Source organism: Gordonia aurantiaca (genome assembly GCF_039939235.1).
Taxonomy (GTDB): Bacteria; Actinomycetota; Actinomycetes; order Mycobacteriales; family Mycobacteriaceae; genus Gordonia.
Genome location: NZ_JBDUUF010000001.1, coordinates 849,384 through 864,481 on the forward strand (window position 1 = coordinate 849,384; position 15,098 = coordinate 864,481).

Annotated in this window: 13 protein-coding genes; 6 read left to right on the forward strand and 7 right to left on the reverse strand. The window is 68.4% G+C overall.

Annotation, left to right across the window (positions count from 1 at the left end; translation table 11 throughout):
• The first annotated feature begins 138 nt into the window (after positions 1–138).
• Positions 139–1,029 (forward strand): oxidoreductase, encoded by an 891-nt coding sequence (locus ABFT43_RS03865; RefSeq protein ID WP_347959047.1) that lies wholly within the window; start codon positions 139–141, stop codon positions 1,027–1,029.
• A 58-nt stretch (positions 1,030–1,087) separates the two neighbouring features.
• Here ABFT43_RS03865 and ABFT43_RS03870 read toward each other — a convergent pair whose 3' ends face one another.
• The gene (locus ABFT43_RS03870) at positions 1,088–1,600 is read right to left on the reverse strand and encodes a hypothetical protein (protein WP_347959048.1); all 513 of its coding nucleotides are present in this window, start codon (positions 1,598–1,600) and stop codon (positions 1,088–1,090) included.
• Between the two features lie 238 nt (positions 1,601–1,838).
• Here ABFT43_RS03870 and ABFT43_RS03875 point away from each other — a divergent pair, with 238 nt between their 5' ends.
• Positions 1,839–3,359, forward strand: a complete 1,521-nt coding sequence (locus ABFT43_RS03875; protein WP_457590092.1) for a SulP family inorganic anion transporter — start codon at positions 1,839–1,841, stop codon at positions 3,357–3,359.
• A 6-nt stretch (positions 3,360–3,365) separates the two neighbouring features.
• Here ABFT43_RS03875 and ABFT43_RS03880 read toward each other — a convergent pair whose 3' ends face one another.
• Positions 3,366–3,587: a hypothetical protein gene (locus tag ABFT43_RS03880; RefSeq protein ID WP_347959049.1), complete on the reverse strand. Its 222-nt coding sequence runs from the start codon at positions 3,585–3,587 to the stop codon at positions 3,366–3,368.
• A gap of 179 nt (positions 3,588–3,766) precedes the next feature.
• Between ABFT43_RS03880 and ABFT43_RS03885 the strand changes: the two genes are divergently transcribed.
• Positions 3,767–4,393, forward strand: coding sequence for an alpha-ketoglutarate-dependent dioxygenase AlkB (locus ABFT43_RS03885; protein ID WP_347959050.1), 627 nt, complete (start codon positions 3,767–3,769; stop codon positions 4,391–4,393).
• Between the two features lie 55 nt (positions 4,394–4,448).
• Here ABFT43_RS03885 and ABFT43_RS03890 read toward each other — a convergent pair whose 3' ends face one another.
• The 3 genes from ABFT43_RS03890 to ABFT43_RS03900 are packed head-to-tail and all read right to left on the reverse strand — an operon-like array spanning position 4,449 to position 8,279.
• Complete coding sequence (locus ABFT43_RS03890; protein ID WP_347959051.1) at positions 4,449–6,155, reverse strand: GMC family oxidoreductase; 1,707 nt, start codon at positions 6,153–6,155, stop codon at positions 4,449–4,451.
• Complete coding sequence (locus ABFT43_RS03895) at positions 6,152–7,702, reverse strand: flavin-containing monooxygenase (protein WP_347959052.1); 1,551 nt, start codon at positions 7,700–7,702, stop codon at positions 6,152–6,154. The genes ABFT43_RS03890 and ABFT43_RS03895 overlap by 4 nt, the downstream gene beginning before the upstream one ends.
• Positions 7,695–8,279 carry a TetR/AcrR family transcriptional regulator gene (locus tag ABFT43_RS03900; RefSeq protein ID WP_347959053.1) on the reverse strand — a complete coding sequence of 195 codons (585 nt, stop codon included), beginning with the start codon at positions 8,277–8,279 and terminating at the stop codon, positions 7,695–7,697. The genes ABFT43_RS03895 and ABFT43_RS03900 overlap by 8 nt, the downstream gene beginning before the upstream one ends.
• 233 nt (positions 8,280–8,512) lie before the next feature.
• Between ABFT43_RS03900 and ABFT43_RS03905 the strand changes: the two genes are divergently transcribed.
• Positions 8,513–9,496, forward strand: a complete 984-nt coding sequence (locus ABFT43_RS03905; protein ID WP_347959054.1) for an LLM class F420-dependent oxidoreductase — start codon at positions 8,513–8,515, stop codon at positions 9,494–9,496.
• Between the two features lie 67 nt (positions 9,497–9,563).
• Here ABFT43_RS03905 and ABFT43_RS03910 read toward each other — a convergent pair whose 3' ends face one another.
• Complete coding sequence (locus tag ABFT43_RS03910) at positions 9,564–10,730, reverse strand: pyridoxal phosphate-dependent aminotransferase (protein ID WP_347959055.1); 1,167 nt, start codon at positions 10,728–10,730, stop codon at positions 9,564–9,566.
• 101 nt (positions 10,731–10,831) lie between these two features.
• On the opposite strand from ABFT43_RS03910, the gene ABFT43_RS03915 reads away from it, so the two are divergent.
• On the forward strand, positions 10,832–11,380 hold the full coding sequence (locus ABFT43_RS03915) for a pyridine nucleotide-disulfide oxidoreductase (RefSeq protein WP_347959056.1): 549 nt from the start codon (positions 10,832–10,834) through the stop codon (positions 11,378–11,380).
• Between the two features lie 108 nt (positions 11,381–11,488).
• Positions 11,489–13,300, forward strand: a complete 1,812-nt coding sequence (locus tag ABFT43_RS03920; RefSeq protein ID WP_347959057.1) for a serine/threonine-protein kinase — start codon at positions 11,489–11,491, stop codon at positions 13,298–13,300.
• A gap of 9 nt (positions 13,301–13,309) precedes the next feature.
• Here ABFT43_RS03920 and ABFT43_RS03925 read toward each other — a convergent pair whose 3' ends face one another.
• Positions 13,310–14,995, reverse strand: a complete 1,686-nt coding sequence (locus ABFT43_RS03925) for a DNA repair helicase XPB (protein ID WP_347959058.1) — start codon at positions 14,993–14,995, stop codon at positions 13,310–13,312.
• Positions 14,996–15,098: the final 103 nt, after the last annotated feature.

Consider the following 15,098-nt stretch of genomic DNA (forward strand, 5'->3'; position numbering starts at 1 on the left):
CTCGGATCTGCAGGTCGGGGACCGTGTCGAAACCAGTACCTGAGACGAATCGTTGACGTCGTCTGCGGGCGTCAATACCGTGGGACCACGAGGGCCGCGGCACCGGGTGCGGCCTCGAGGATCCGTGGCCAGGGGGCTGTGATGGGTTGGACGTCAGCGAACATTCCCGATCAGACGGGACGCACCTTCGTGGTGACCGGCGCCAACAGCGGACTCGGCGCCGAGACGGCCAAGGCACTCGTCGGGGCGGGCGCCGACGTCATCCTCGCCTGCCGCAACACCGCGAAGGCCGATGCCGTCGCCAAGACGTTGGGCCCCCGGGCGACCGTTGCGAAACTAGACCTCGCCGACCTCTCCTCGGTGCGGACGTTCGCCGAATCCGTCACCGGCGCCGATGTTCTCGTCAACAACGCCGGGCTCATGGCGGTGCCCCTGCAACGCACCGCAGACGGATTCGAGATGCAGATCGGCACCAACCATCTCGGCCACTTCGCACTCACCGCCCTGCTGCTGCCCAAGATCACCGACCGGGTGGTGACCGTGTCGTCGGGGGTGCACCAGATCGGCAACCTGCAACTCGACGACCTCAACTGGGAGAAGCGCCGCTACCGCCGTTGGCAGGCCTACGGCGACTCCAAGCTCGCCAACCTCATGTTCGGGCTCGAGCTGGCCAGGCGGCTGCGCGAGGCCGGGTCGTCGAAGCAGTCGTTCGTCGCTCATCCCGGTTATGCCGCAACGGAATTGCAGGGTCGCACGGAGACCGTCATGGACTTCCTGATGAAGCTCGCCAACAAGTCCCCGATGGTGCAGTCCGCGGCCGCGGGCGCCTGGCCGCAGCTGTATGCGGCGACCATGCCCGGACTGGGGTCCGGCACGTTCTACGGGCCGACACAGTTCTTCGGGCTCAAGGGGGCGCCGGGGCGCAGCGGCTACAAGAAGATCGCGAACGACGAGGCGTTTCGGGCCCGTCTGTGGGCGGAGTCGGAAAAGCTGACCGGGGTGACGTTCGACGTGGCGTCCGCGGGATAGCTCCTGGGAGAACGCGGACTTCGGTGGCGGTTTCGGGCGCCGGAGACCGCGTCTGGTGTCACTGCACCGAGAATGCGATGCTGTTCGACGCCCCGGAGATGGTGTCGGTGACGCGGATCGTGAAATCGCCGGCGCCCTTGAAGGAGTACGACTTCACCGCCGTGCAGTCGCGGGTCTTGAACAGCTCGGCCTCCTTGGGCACCTTCGGCCCCGACAGCCGGATCTCCATGCGGCACTCGTCGCCGTCGACGATGGGGCCGGCCTCGATGATCGAGTTCCAGCGCACGCCCAGGCGCGAGTTCTTCGGGAAGGTGCCCGGCGCGATCTCGCGCGCGTTCTTCGGGTTGTACACCCAGACGTTGATGGAGCGGACGCCGTTCGGGGCGTCCTTGCGGCCCAACTTGCCGTAGTGGGTGACCTTGTCACCGGACGAGCCGAGCGCCGCGCTGCCCGAATCGAGGCTTCCGCTCGCGCTGCCGAACAGATCGCCGGCAGGATCGGCGGTCGCCGGTGCGATCGGGAGCAGCAGGGCGGCAGCAGCCAACAGACCGACGAGACCGGTGCGCATCATCGAGTTCCCCCTCATCACGTTCGATAACGAATTGATTAAAGCAAAAGGGGTCGAATTCGACTGTGGGCCAGGTCATAGCGTGACGCGCGGCTGGTGAGATCGACCACCCCGTGCCGAGAGCAGAACCGAGCTGACCTGCTCGGAGTCGCCCTGATCCACAGGTGGGCGAGGTGGGGACGACGGCCCTCCACGGGTAGAGTTCCGCAGGTTCACGACCCCGATCCTCTAGGAGCGCCCGGTGGGGAAAGCCACGGCCAGAACCACGGCGACCACCGACGCGGTGTCGCCTGCCGACCGCCAGTCCGTCCTGCTCACCCTCCGCTCGCCGGACCGCCTGCGCACCGAGGTCCTCGCGGGCCTCGTCGTCGCGCTCGCGCTGATCCCGGAGGCGATCTCGTTCTCGATCATCGCCGGCGTCGACCCACGGGTCGGCCTGTTCGCATCCTTCACGATGGCGGTGACGATCGCGATCGTCGGCGGCCGGCCCGCGATGATCTCCGCGGCCACCGGCGCCGTCGCGCTGGTGGTGGCGCCGCTCGTGGAAAGCCATGGGCTGCAGTACCTCATCGCGGCGGTGCTGCTCGGCGGGCTCGTCCAGATCCTGCTCGGCGCGCTCGGTGTCGCGAAGCTGATGCGGTTCATCCCGCGCAGCGTGATGGTCGGCTTCGTCAACGCCCTGGCGATCCTCATCTTCTGGGCGCAGGTACCGCACCTGATCGGGGTGCCGTGGCTGGTGTACCCGATGGTGGCCGCCGCGATCGCCGTCATCGTGCTGTTCCCGCGGCTGACCACCGCCGTGCCGGCGCCGCTGGTGGCGATCGTCGCGCTCACCGCGGTCACCCTGGCCGCGAGCCTCGATGTCCCGAACGTCGGTGACGAGGGCGAACTCCCGGACAGCCTGCCGTCGCTGATGATCCCCGACGTGCCGTTCACGTGGGACACCTTGACCGTCATCGCACCCTATGCGCTGGGCCTCGCACTCGTCGGGTTGATGGAGTCGCTGATGACCGCGAAACTCGTCGACGACATCACCGACACCCACTCCGACAAGTCCCGGGAAGCCGTCGGGCAGGGAGTCGCCAACGTCGTCACCGGCCTGTTCGGTGGCATGGGCGGTTGCGCGATGATCGGACAGACGATGATCAACGTCAATCAATCGCGTGCGCGCACGCGGATCTCGACGTTCCTCGCCGGCGCGCTGTTGCTGGTGCTCTGCGTGGGGCTCGGGGATCTGGTCGCGAAGATCCCGATGGCCGCGCTGGTCGCGGTGATGATCATGGTGTCGGTCGGGACCTTCGACTGGCATTCGATCGCCCCGAAGACATTGCGCCGCATGCCGAAGTCGGAGACCGCGGTGATGCTGGTGACGGTCGCGGTGACCGTGGCGACGTCGAATCTGGCCTACGGCGTCGTCGTCGGCGTGCTGACCGCGTCGGTGCTGTTCGCGCGGCGGGTGGCGCACCTGACCGGGGTGGTCGAGGTGCCCGGCGAGCCCGGCATCCGTGTCTACAAGGTGACCGGTGAGCTGTTCTTTGCGTCGAGCAACGACCTCGTCTACCAGTTCGACTACACCGTCGACGAACCGCGCGTCGTCATCGACCTGGGCGACTCGCACATCTGGGACGCGTCGTCGGTCGCGACGCTCGACGCCATCACCACCAAATACGAGGCGAGGGGCAAACAGGTGACGATCGTCGGGCTCGACGACGTGAGCGCACAGCGGCACCGTCGGTTGAGCGGACACCTGGGCGGGGAGTAGCCCTGGTCAGTCCGGATTCGCGTCGCTGTCGCGGCGGCGTCGGATCACCAGCGCCACCTGGATGATCGCGGCCGCGCCGGCGGCGATCACCGGGATCCAGATCATCACGTCGGTACTGCCGTTGACGATCTCCCGCATCGGGATGATCATCAACGGCACGACGAGACACCACGTCAGGATGTCGGGACGGCCCTCTTTGATGCGTGTCTGACGGTCGGATTCGGTCATCGTGCGGCCCGGATCGTCGGGTCGTCGGCGGGCCGCACGGCGTCACGCGCGGATGCCGGCGCGGGGCGCGCCACGACGACAGGGTGCATGGTCAGCCATCCTAACGGGCACGGCACACAGCGTCGGCCGCCCTCCGAATTGCTCGAAAGTGTGTTCGACAAAGCGTGTATGGTGGCGGCATGTCCATCGGTATCCAGGGATCGCTGTTCGCCGAGGTCGACGTCGAGCCGACACTCGGTGACCTGGCCACGATGACGCGTCGTCCGCTCACCGACGGCGCGTGGGTGGACCTGTGTCCCGGGTGGATCAGCGGGTCCGACGAGTTGTTCGAACGGCTACGGAAGACAGTGCCGTGGCGGGCCGAGCGGCGGCAGATGTACGACCGGGTCGTCGACGTGCCGCGGCTGGTGTCGATCTACCAGGCCGACGACCGGCTCCCGGACACGCTGATCACCGAGATGAGGTCGGCGTTGAGCGCGCACTACCAAGCGGAGCTGCCCGAGGGCTTCGCGACCGCGGGGATCAGCCTCTATCGCGACGGCAACGACTCGGTGGCCTGGCACGGGGACCGCATCGGTCGGTCGGCCACCCACGACACCATGGTCGCGATCATCTCCCTCGGCGCCCCGCGGCCGCTGCTGCTGCGACCACGGGGCGGCGGGAGATCGCTGAAGTTCACCCTGTCGTCCGGTGACCTGCTGGTGATGGGCGGCAGCTGCCAGCGCACCTGGGAGCACGCGGTCCCGAAGGTGCGCGCGGCGGGTGCGCGCATCAGTATCCAATTGAGGCCGCCGGGGGTGTGGTAGGCCGGCAAGACGTAGAAGATGCGGACGCCATGTCCCGTTGTTTTCTACGAAATCCCTAGCCGGCGTTCGAGATCGGCTCGATCGGCAACCGCAGCGCGGCCGGTGCGTGGTCGGGGACCGTCGGGCGCACCGGCGGAACCGGGGCGACCGGGCGGTACGGCTCGCCGAGCGCCGGACGCGGATCGGCCTCACCGGCGTTCGGCCACATCGCCATCGCGCGCTCGGCTTGGGCGGTGATCGTCAGCGACGGGTTCACGCCCAGGTTCGCCGACACCGCCGATCCGTCGACGACGTGCAGTCCCGGGTGGTTGAACACGCGGTGGTACGGGTCGATCACCCCGTCCTCTGCGGAGTTGCCGATCGAACAGCCACCGAGGAAGTGAGCGGTCATCGGGATGTTCAGCCAGTCGACGAACGAACCGCCCGGATCACCGTCGATCTCGTCGGCGATGCGTCGAACCGCCTCGTGGCCCTCCGGGATCCAGGTCGGCGGGGGATCGCCGGCGCCCTGCCTGCTCCGTAGCATCGGACCGAAACGGCCACGGCGGGAGAACAACTCGAGCGAGTTGTCTGCGGTCTGCATCACCAGCGCGATGATGGTGCGCTCCGACCAGTTGCCCACCCAGAGACTACGCAAGGTCACCACCGGATGCCGGAACGCCTCGATCAACGCCTTCACCGGGCGCGGCAGTGTGCCGTCGCCGTCGATGAGCATGGCCTGCAGCAGGCCGATGAGGTTGGAGCCCTTGCCATATCGGACCGGCTCGATGTGCGTGTGGTCGTTGGGATGAAACGACGAGGTGATCGCGACGCCCTCGGTGTAGTCGACCTTCCGGTCGCGGGCCGTCGCGGCGAGTACCGCCTCGGAATTGGTGCGGACCACCTTCCCGAGCCGAGAGGACAGACCGGGAAGGTGCCCCTTCTGCTGCATGTCGAGCAGGAGCTTGTTGGTTCCGTAGGTGCCGGCGGCGAACACCACGTGATCGGCGGTGAACACGCGGCGCCCGCGCCGCGACCAGCGTCGACCGGTCCGATGCGACTCCACGACGTACCCGCCCTCCGACCGCGGGCGGACCGTGTCGACGGTGGTCATCGGGATGACGTCGGCCCCGGCCTGTTCGGCCAGGTACAGGTAATTCTTCACCAGGGTGTTCTTCGCGCCGACGCGGCAACCGGTCATGCAGGCGCCGCAGTCGGTGCAACCGGTGCGGGCCGGTCCGACCCCGCCGAAGAACGGGTCGTCGACGGTCTTGCCCGGTTCGCCGAAGAACACGCCGACCGGGGTGTGGACGAACGTGTCGCCCGCGCCCATGTCCTCGGCGATCTTGCGGATCACCTTGTCGGCGGGTGTCATCCGCGGGTAGGTGGTCACGCCGAGCATGCGCGACGCCTGGTCGTAGTAGGGATCGAGTTCCGACGCCCAGTCGGTGATCCGGCCCCAGTGCGGGTCGTCGAAGAACGCCGGCAGCGGCCGGTACAGCGTGTTCGCGTAGTTCAGCGACCCGCCGCCGACGCCCGCACCCGCCATGACGAGGACGTCACGCAGCAGGTGCATGCGTTGCACGCCGAACAGGCCGAGTGCCGGCGCCCACACGTAATCGCGAAGGCGCCAGCTGGTTTTCGGCAGCTGGTCGTCGGCGAAGCGGCGGCCCGACTCGAGCACCGCGACACGGTAGCCCTTCTCGGTGAGGCGCAGCGCGGAGACCGAACCGCCGAAACCGGAGCCGATGACGATGGCGTCGTAGTGTTCGGTCCTGGTCACTGGGCGAGAGTCCCCTCGGTGGCGTCGGAGTCAGCGGTGTCGGACGTGGTCTCGGCGGCGACCTCGGCCGGGATCGCGTCGTCGAAGCGATGGTCGGCGACCACGAACGTCGACATCATGCGACGGAAGTCGCTGGTGTACTTCGGCCACATCACCGAGTTGCGGCCCGTCGAGTCGAGGTACCAGCTCGAGCATCCACCCGAATTCCACACGGTGCGAGCGAGTTCCGGGTCGAGCTCGGCGTTGTAGCGGTCCTGCGCGTCCTGGGTGACCTCGAGGACGCTGCGGCCGGTGCGCTTGAGCTCGGAGATCGCCTTGGACATGTAGTAGGCCTGTGGTTCGAGCATCAGGACGATCGAGCTGTGGCCCAGGTTGGTGTTGGGGCCGTACAGGAAGAACATGTTCGGGAAACCGTGCACCTCGACGCCTCGGTACGCCTGCGGCGAGCCCTCCCACGTCTGCGCGAGCGTGCGGCCGTCCCGTCCCGTCACGGCCTTGGCGATGGGCGGCTCGGTGGGTGTGAAGCCGGTCGCGAAGATGACGGTGTCGACCTCGTGCTCGCGGCCCTCGGCGTCGACGACGCCGGTCTCGGTGAGCCTCGACAACGCGCCGGTGACGGTCACGTTGGGCCTCTGCAGTGCCGGGAACCACTTGTTGGTCAGCAGGATTCGCTTGCAGCCGATTTCGTAGGACGGAGTGAGCCTGCGACGCAGCCTGCGGTCGCGGACCTGCACCCGGAGCTGGGCCAGCGCCATGGTCTTCGCGATGGGGAGCAGCTTCGGGTTGCGCGCCATCATCAGCACGTAGAACTCGCGGTAGGCCCACACCATCTTGCGGACCGCCCGGTGCACGGCGGGCACACGGCGGTAGACGGCGCGTTCCAGCGGCCCGATGTTGCGGTCGAGACGCGGCACCACCCACGCGGGGGTGCGCTGGAAGACGGTGAGATGGCCGACGGAGTCGACGATCTCGGGCACGATCTGGATCGCCGAAGCGCCGGTACCGACGATCGCGACCTTGCGTCCGCGCAGGTCGTGGGTGTGATCCCACTGTGCGGAGTGGAACACCTTGCCGGTGAACGCATCGGCGCCGGGCACGTCCGGGACGCCCGGCTCCGACAGCGCACCGGGGGCGGCGACCAGGAACCGGCAGCGGATCGGTCCGTCGGTGGTGTCGACGACCCACTCCTGCGCAGCGCCGTCCCAGCGGGCGACGGTCAGCGCGGTGTTGTAGCGGATCTGGTCCTCGTAGTCGGCGGCGACGGAACGCAGGTAGTCGTGGATCTCATGGCGTCGGCCGTAGGTGTGCGACCAGTCCGGGTTCGGCGCGAACGACAGTGAGTAGAGCGAGGTCGGGACGTCACACGCGGCGCCCGGGTAGTCGTTCTCCCGCCACACGCCGCCGGGGCCGTCGGCGCGCTCGATGGCAAGGGTCTGCAGGTCCGGATGGTCCTTGCGCAGGCGGTGCAGTGCGGCGAGGCCGCCGAAGCCGACGCCGACGACGAGGACGTCGACGCGGTCGGGCAGGGCTGTGCGGATGTCAGTCATGGTTCAACAGGTCCTTCCATACGGGCAGGAGACGATCGATGAGTGCGCGGTCGGCCTCGGGGGAGCGCAGGATGCGCGACACCGCGAGACCGCGGGCGAGTTCGATGGACAGTTCGACCTCTTCGGGCGTGTAGCGGTCGCCGAACAGTTCGGCGCAGCCGATCGCCAGGGCGTCGGAGACCTTCTGTTCGAGCGGGATGAGTGCGGTCCGCAGGTTGACGTCGGTGCGGGCGGCGACCCAGAGCTCCAGCGCGGCGTCGAACAGCGGCCCGCTGAACGACTCGATGAGGATCTCGAGGCCGTCGTCGTCGCTGCGGGGGCGCGACAGGACCTCTTCGAGGCGTCGGTCGACGAGGTGCCCGACGGCCGCGACGACCAGGGACTCCCGGGTGGGGAAGTGGTGTAGCAGCGCCCCGCGTGAGACCCCGGCCCGCCGGTTGACCTCTTGGGTCGTGGTGCCGGCGTAGCCGACCTCGACCAGCGCCTCGACCGCGGCGTCGAGGACCCGTGCGCGGGTCGCCGCGGTGCGTTCGGCCTGGGTGCGCCGACCCGGCGTGGGGGTGGTGGGCTCGGTCACAGTGAGCAGGCTAACACACAAACAGTCCGGACTGCTTGTAAATGTTGCAACGACCGTGTGGGTGCAGGTCGGGGCGGTGTGAGGGTTTCCAAGAATCGCGGGTTCAGGCACAGAAGCGCTGGCTGGAGCTATCGAATCCGTGCGAACCCGCGATCTCGCGGGGGCTCGGGTGATGAGATGGCGGGCGGTTCCCATCCGGGGAACCGTGCGGTTCGCGGAGTAGGTTCGACGCCATGCGATTCGGACTCTTCATCCCCCAGGGCTGGCGACTTGACCTCGTGGGTATCGACCCCACCGACCAGTGGGAGGTGATGTCGTCGGTGGCCGAGCGCGCGGAATCGGGCGGCTGGGACTCCATCTGGGTCTACGACCACTTCCACACGGTGCCGCTGCCGACCGACGAGGCGACCCACGAAGCGTGGACGCTCGTCGCGGCGCTCGCCGCGACCACCGAGCGTGTCGACATCGGACAGATGTGCACCGCGATGAGCTACCGCAACCCGATGTACCTGGCGAAGGTCGCCGCGACCGCGGACCTCATCTCCGGTGGTCGCGTCCAGATGGGGATCGGCGGCGGTTGGTACGAGCACGAGTGGCGTGCCTACGGCTACGGATTCCCCTCCGCCGGTGAGCGTCTTGCCCGTCTCGACGAGGGCGTGCAGATCATGAAGCAGGCGTGGGAGACCGGCCGCGCCACCTTCTCCGGCAAGCACTACACCGTCGACGGCGCGATCTGCCGACCGCAGCCGACCGCGGGTAGGCTGCCGCTGTGGATCGCCGGAGGTGGTGAGAAGAAGACGCTGCGCATCGCCGCGAAGTACGCCGACTACACCAACTTCGACGGCACGCCCGAGGGATTCGCGCACAAATCCGCTGTCCTGCAGGGGCATTGCAAGGATCTCGGTCGTGACTTCGAGTCGATCGTCCGGTCGGCCAACTACAACGTCATCCTCGCCGAGACCGAGGCCGAGGTGGAACGCAAGCTTGACGACCTGGAGTTGCGGATCGCGAGGATCGTCGGCGCCGACGCGGCGTCGGGAACCATGGGCGCGTTCCGTGGGATGCCGGCGGTCGGGACCCCGGAGAAGGTCGCGGGGAACCTGAAGCGCCTGAAGGACGACGGGATGGCCTATGGCATCTTCTACTTCCCGAACATCGCACACGATCAAGAGGATCTTGAGTTGTTCGAGAAGGCCGTGGTGCCGGCGTTGCGCTGATCCCGAATTCGGCGTCGGGGCAGTTCGGCGCGTTGTGCGGATCGAACTGCCCCAACGTTTTTCGGGTCTACAATCGGCGCAGTCGCTCCGCGGCCTCGGCGATGACCTCGTCGCGCTTGGAGAACGCGAACCGCACCATGTGATGCCACGGCTCGACGTCGTCGGCGAAGACGCTCACCGGGACCGCCGCGACGCCGATGCGCTCGGGCAGTGACCGGCAGAAGTCGATGCCGTCGTCGAAGCCGAGTGGTCGCGGGTCGGCGCACACGAAATACGTTGCCTCGCTGCGGTGTACCCCGAAACCGGCGTCGCGGAGGGCGGCGGTGATCATGTCGCGCTTGGACTGCAGTGCCGCAGCCGAGGCGCGAACCCAGCCCATCTCGTTGTCGAGGGCGTGCGCGACCGCGGGCTGGAACGGCCCCGACCCCACGTACGACATGTACTGCTTGGCGGTACGCGCCGCCGCGACCAGTTCGGGCGGGCCGCTGATCCAGCCGACCTTCCACCCGGTGCAGTTGAACGTCTTGGCGGCGCTCGAGATCCGCAGCGTGCGTTCCCGCATGCCGGGCAGCGTTGCGAGCGGGGTGTGGACCCGGCCGTCGAACACCAGGTGCTCGTACACCTCGTCGGTGACGGCGATGACGTCGAATTCGAGGCAGAGACGGGCGATCTCGGCGAGGTCGTCGTCGGACAGGACCGTGCCGGTCGGATTGTGCGGCGTGTTCAGCAGGAGCACTTTGCTCTTGGGCCCAAATGCGTCGACGAGACGGTCCCGGTCGAGGCGGAAACCGTCGCCGTCGGGGACCAGCGGGACGACGCGTCGCACGCCGCCGGCCATCGCGACGGTCGCCGCGTAGGAGTCGTAGTACGGCTCGATCATGATGACCTCGTCGCCCCGTTCGAGCAGTCCGACGACGGCGCCGGCGATCGCCTCGGTCGCGCCGACCGTGATCAGGACCTCGCGATCGGGATCGTAGTCGAGTCCGTAGTGCTCGCTCTGCTGCCGCGCAACCGCCTGCCGCAGCTCCGGTACCCCGATCCCGGGCGGGTACTGGTTGCGGCCGTCGGTGATCGCGCGACGTGCGGCCTCCAGCATCGACTCGGGGCCGTCGGTGTCGGGGAAGCCCTGGCCCAGGTTGATGGCGTCGTGCTCGACGGCCAGCGCCGACATCTCGGCGAAGATCGTCGTCATGAACGGCCGCAGGCGGGTCGCGGTCCGGCTCTCCGGTGGCATGGAACCAGGGTGTCACACGGGCGTCGTGATCCCGATCCCAACCGGCGCGCGCACCGCTGCCCGACGCGCGTGGCGAGGGGGTGCATCGTACGATTCCCGGCATGGCAGTCCGATCGAAGGCCCGCAGCCCTCGGTGGTTTCGCGCATTCGCGGTGATCGCCGGCGGCGCGGTGTTCGTGCTGGCCGCATGTTCGGCCGTCGGCGAGGCCGCGGACAGGATCGGCGAGCCCGCTGATGTGGCCGTCGGCGAATGCGTGAAGGTCCGCTCCAGTGACGGCGACGACTCGACGGTCGAACCCCGGAGGTCGTCCTGTGACGTGGAGGGGATGACGTTCGTCGCGACCTACATCGGTCTCGGTGAGTGCGGGCGATACGAGAACTACCTGACCTTCCCCGGCACGTCGGAGCGGTTGTGCCTCATGCCGAACTTCGTGCAGGGGCGGTGCTATCAGATCCCCGCGTCGTCGGGCGGGTCGCTCGTCGATTTCAAGCAGGTCGGCTGCAACGGTCCGTCCGCCGGCGGTGCGACGATCTACCGCGCGGAGGTCGGCGCCGAGGACTCGCCGGGATGCGCCGCCGATCAGGTCGCGGTCACCTATGACCGGCCCGAACCGCGCGCATTCTGCCTCGCGGCGCTCGATCACTCGTGACCTCACGCGGGTGGTCCGGTTGACGGACGTCGCGACACGTCATCGCCCCCGCGAGCGATGAGGGGATGACAGACTACTGGCGAGCCGACGACCCGATGAGGAGGAGCGATGCCGCGCAACCCCGGCGAGCACTTCGCCGGTTACACGATCATCCGACTCATCGGCCTCGGCGGGATGGGTGAGATCTACCTGGCCCGCCACCCGCATCTCCCACGCGACGAGGCGCTCAAGGTGCTGCCCGCCGACCTCAGCCGCGACCCCAGGTATCGCCAGCGGTTCGTCAAGGAGGCCGAACACGCCTCCAGCGTGGTGCACCCGTCGATCGTCACGATCTTCAACTCCGGCGAGTTCGACGGCCACCTGTGGATCGCCATGGAGTACGTCGACGGCATCGACGCCCTGAACCTGCTGCGGCAGGATCCGCAGGGCCTCGACTCCGCGACCGTCGTCGCGATCGTCCGGTCCGTCGGCGCCGCCCTCGACCGTGCGCACGCCACCGGCCTGCTGCACCGCGACGTCAAACCGGCCAACATCCTGCTGCAGGGCGTCGGAGGCGCCGAACCGCGGGTGCTGCTGGCGGATTTCGGCATCGCGAAGTCACAGCAGGACGTCAGCCACCTGACATCGACCAACGTGTTCCTCGGCACCGTCGCCTACGCCGCACCGGAGCAGTTGCTGGGCAACGCCGTCGACGGCCGCACCGACCAGTATGCGCTGGCCGCAACCGTCTTCGAGTTGCTCACCGGCCGTCCGCCGTTCCAGGGGGAGAGCACGGCGTCGATCATCGGCCAGCACCTGCAGAAGATGCCGCCCCGGCCGTCGGCGCTGCGGCCCGGGATCTCACCGGCGGTCGACGCGGTGTTCGACCGGGCGCTCGCCAAGGACGCCGACCGGCGGTACGGGTCCTGTCGGGAGTTCGCCGCCGAGCTCGAACGCGCGCTGAACACACCTGGTCACCCGATGCCGACGATGCGTCCCGGCGCGCCGGTCCCGGGAGTCGGTGCGAAGCATGCGCCCGCTGGTCCGGCGCCGTCGAACCAGGGCCCCTGGGCGCCGACGCAGCAGCCGTTCGGTGCGACCGCGGCGCCGGGCGGGCAGCCGCAGACCGGCGCACCCGGGCGCCACCAGCACGGCGGACAGGCAAATCCGTACGGGCCGCCCGAGCAGCGCAATCCCTACGCACCACCGGTCGCCCAGGGCCAACCGTCGCCGGGCCTCACGCCGCCCGGCGGGTACCAGTCCTATCCGGGCGCCCATCCACAGCCGCCGAAGAAGAAGGGCGGCGGACTGCTGATCGGGCTCGGTGCGCTGGCTCTGGTGCTGATCGTCGCGATCGCCGGCGTGGTTGTCTTCGTCGCGAACTCGGTGTCGGACGGGCCGAGCACTGTCGCGCGGTCGTCTTCGTCGACCACGACGACCACCAGCGACGCGCCGTCGACGACGACCTCCCGGGACCCGGCCGACCGGACCCCGGACTCCTCACCGCGCTCGGTCACCGGACCCGGCGATGTCGTCGTCGGCGACTGCATCAGCATTGCGATGCAACCGGGATCGACGACGAGCGTGCTCGCGTCGAGTGTCGACTGTGGGTCCGCGGGCCTCAACTTCTACACGGCGGCGGTCATCGCCGGCTCCGCATCCTGTGCGAGCGAACAGAATTCGACGCTGACCTTCCCAAACAGCGGCCAGAAGCTCTGTCTCACACCGAACTTCCACCAGGGCCTGTGCTACCAGGTGCCGCTCTCGGGCGGATCGCTCGCCGACTATCGCGAGGTGCCGTGCGGCAGTGCGCCGGCACCGCGGACGGTGCTGGCGCGGGTGACCACGCGCGCGACGTCGACGGTGTCGTGCCGGGCGGGGGAGACCCGGTGGATGTTCTACCAGCCGGAATCGCTCGGCTACTGCCTGGTCGAGGTGTAGGCGGCGGGCCTAGTCGATGACCGGCGGGTCCGTCGGCGCGGTGTCCCCGATCGTCGGGCCCAGCAGGTCATCGGCGTCGGTGATCCGGTAGGCGTAGCCCTGCTCGGCCAGGAAGCGCTGCCGGTGGGCGGCGTAGTCGGCGTCGAGGGTGTCGCGGGAGACCACCGAGTAGAAGTGCGCCTGTCCGCCATCGTGTTTCGGCCGCAGCAGGCGACCGAGACGCTGCGCCTCCTCCTGTCGTGACCCGAAGGTGCCCGACACCTGGACGGCGACCGAGGCCTCGGGCAGGTCGATGGAGAAGTTCGCGACCTTGGACACGACGAGGGTCTGCAGCTCACCGGAGCGGAATCGGTCGAACAGTGCCTCGCGCTCCTTGTTCTTCGTCGACCCCTGGATGACCGGGCAGTCGAGTTCGCGGCCGAGCTCTTCGAGCTGGTCGATGTAGGCGCCGATGACCAGCGTCTGCTGATTCTGGTGCTTGTTCAGGATCGCCTTCACCACGTTGACCTTGGTGTGGGCGGTGGAGCAGAGCTTGTACTTCTCCTCCGGCTCGGCGACCGCGTACTGCAGGCGCTCCTCGTCGGTGAGGGTCACGCGGACCTCGATGCACTCGGCGGGCGCGATCCAGCCCTGCGCCTCGATGTCCTTCCACGGGGCGTCGTAGCGCTTGGGGCCGATGAGCGAGAACACGTCGCCCTCGCGGCCGTCCTCGCGCACCAGGGTCGCGGTGAGGCCGAGGCGGCGGCGCGACTGCAGATCGGCGGTCATGCGGAACACCGGCGCGGGCAGCAGGTGCACCTCGTCGTAGATGATCAGGCCCCAGTCGCGGGAGTCGAAGAGGTCGAGATTCTTATACTGCCCCTTCGACTTTCGCGTCATGACCTGATAGGTCGCGATGGTGACCGGGCGAATCTCCTTGCGTTCGCCCGAGTACTCGCCGATCTCGTCCTCGGTGAGCGAGGTGCGGGCGACGAGCTCACGCTTCCACTGCCGCCCGGCGACCGTGTTGGTCACCAGGATCAGCGTGGTGGCCTGCGCCTTGGCCATCGCGGCCGCGCCGACCATGGTCTTGCCGGCGCCACACGGCAGCACGACGACGCCGGAACCGCCGGCCCAGAACGAGTCGGCCGCCATCTCCTGGTAGTCGCGCAGATGCCAGTCGTCCTGTTCCAGAGTGATCGGGTGCGCCTCACCGTCGACGTAACCGGCGAGGTCCTCGGCCGGCCAGCCGACCTTCAGCAGCACCTGCTTGAGGCGGCCGCGCTCGGACGGATGCACGACGACGGTGTCGTCGTCGATGCGCGCGCCCAGCATCGGGGCGACCTTCTTGTTTCGCATCACCTCTTCGAGGACCGCACGGTCGAGACTGACGAGCGTCAGACCGTGCACCGGGCTCTTCACCAGCTGCAACCGGCCGAAGCGACCCATCGTGTCGACGACGTCCATCAACAGGGGTTGCGGGACGGCGTAACGGGAGTAGGTGACCAGCGCGTCGACGACCTGCTCGGCGTCGTGACCTGCGGCGCGCGCGTTCCACAGCGCGAGCGGGGTGACCCGGTAGGTGTGGACGTGCTCGGGGGCGCGTTCGAGTTCGGCGAAAGGTGCGATCGCCTGACGAGCCGCCTGCGCGTCGGGGTGGTCGACCTCGAGCAGGAGCGTCTTGTCGGATTGCACGATCAGGGGTCCATCGGTCACCCGCTCCATTGTCCAGATGCGGGGGACAGTTGTCAGCGACGGCCCCGCCGAGCTGTCCAGAACCGCCCCTGCACTCCGCGCTGGGCAGGAGCACCGGCGATGA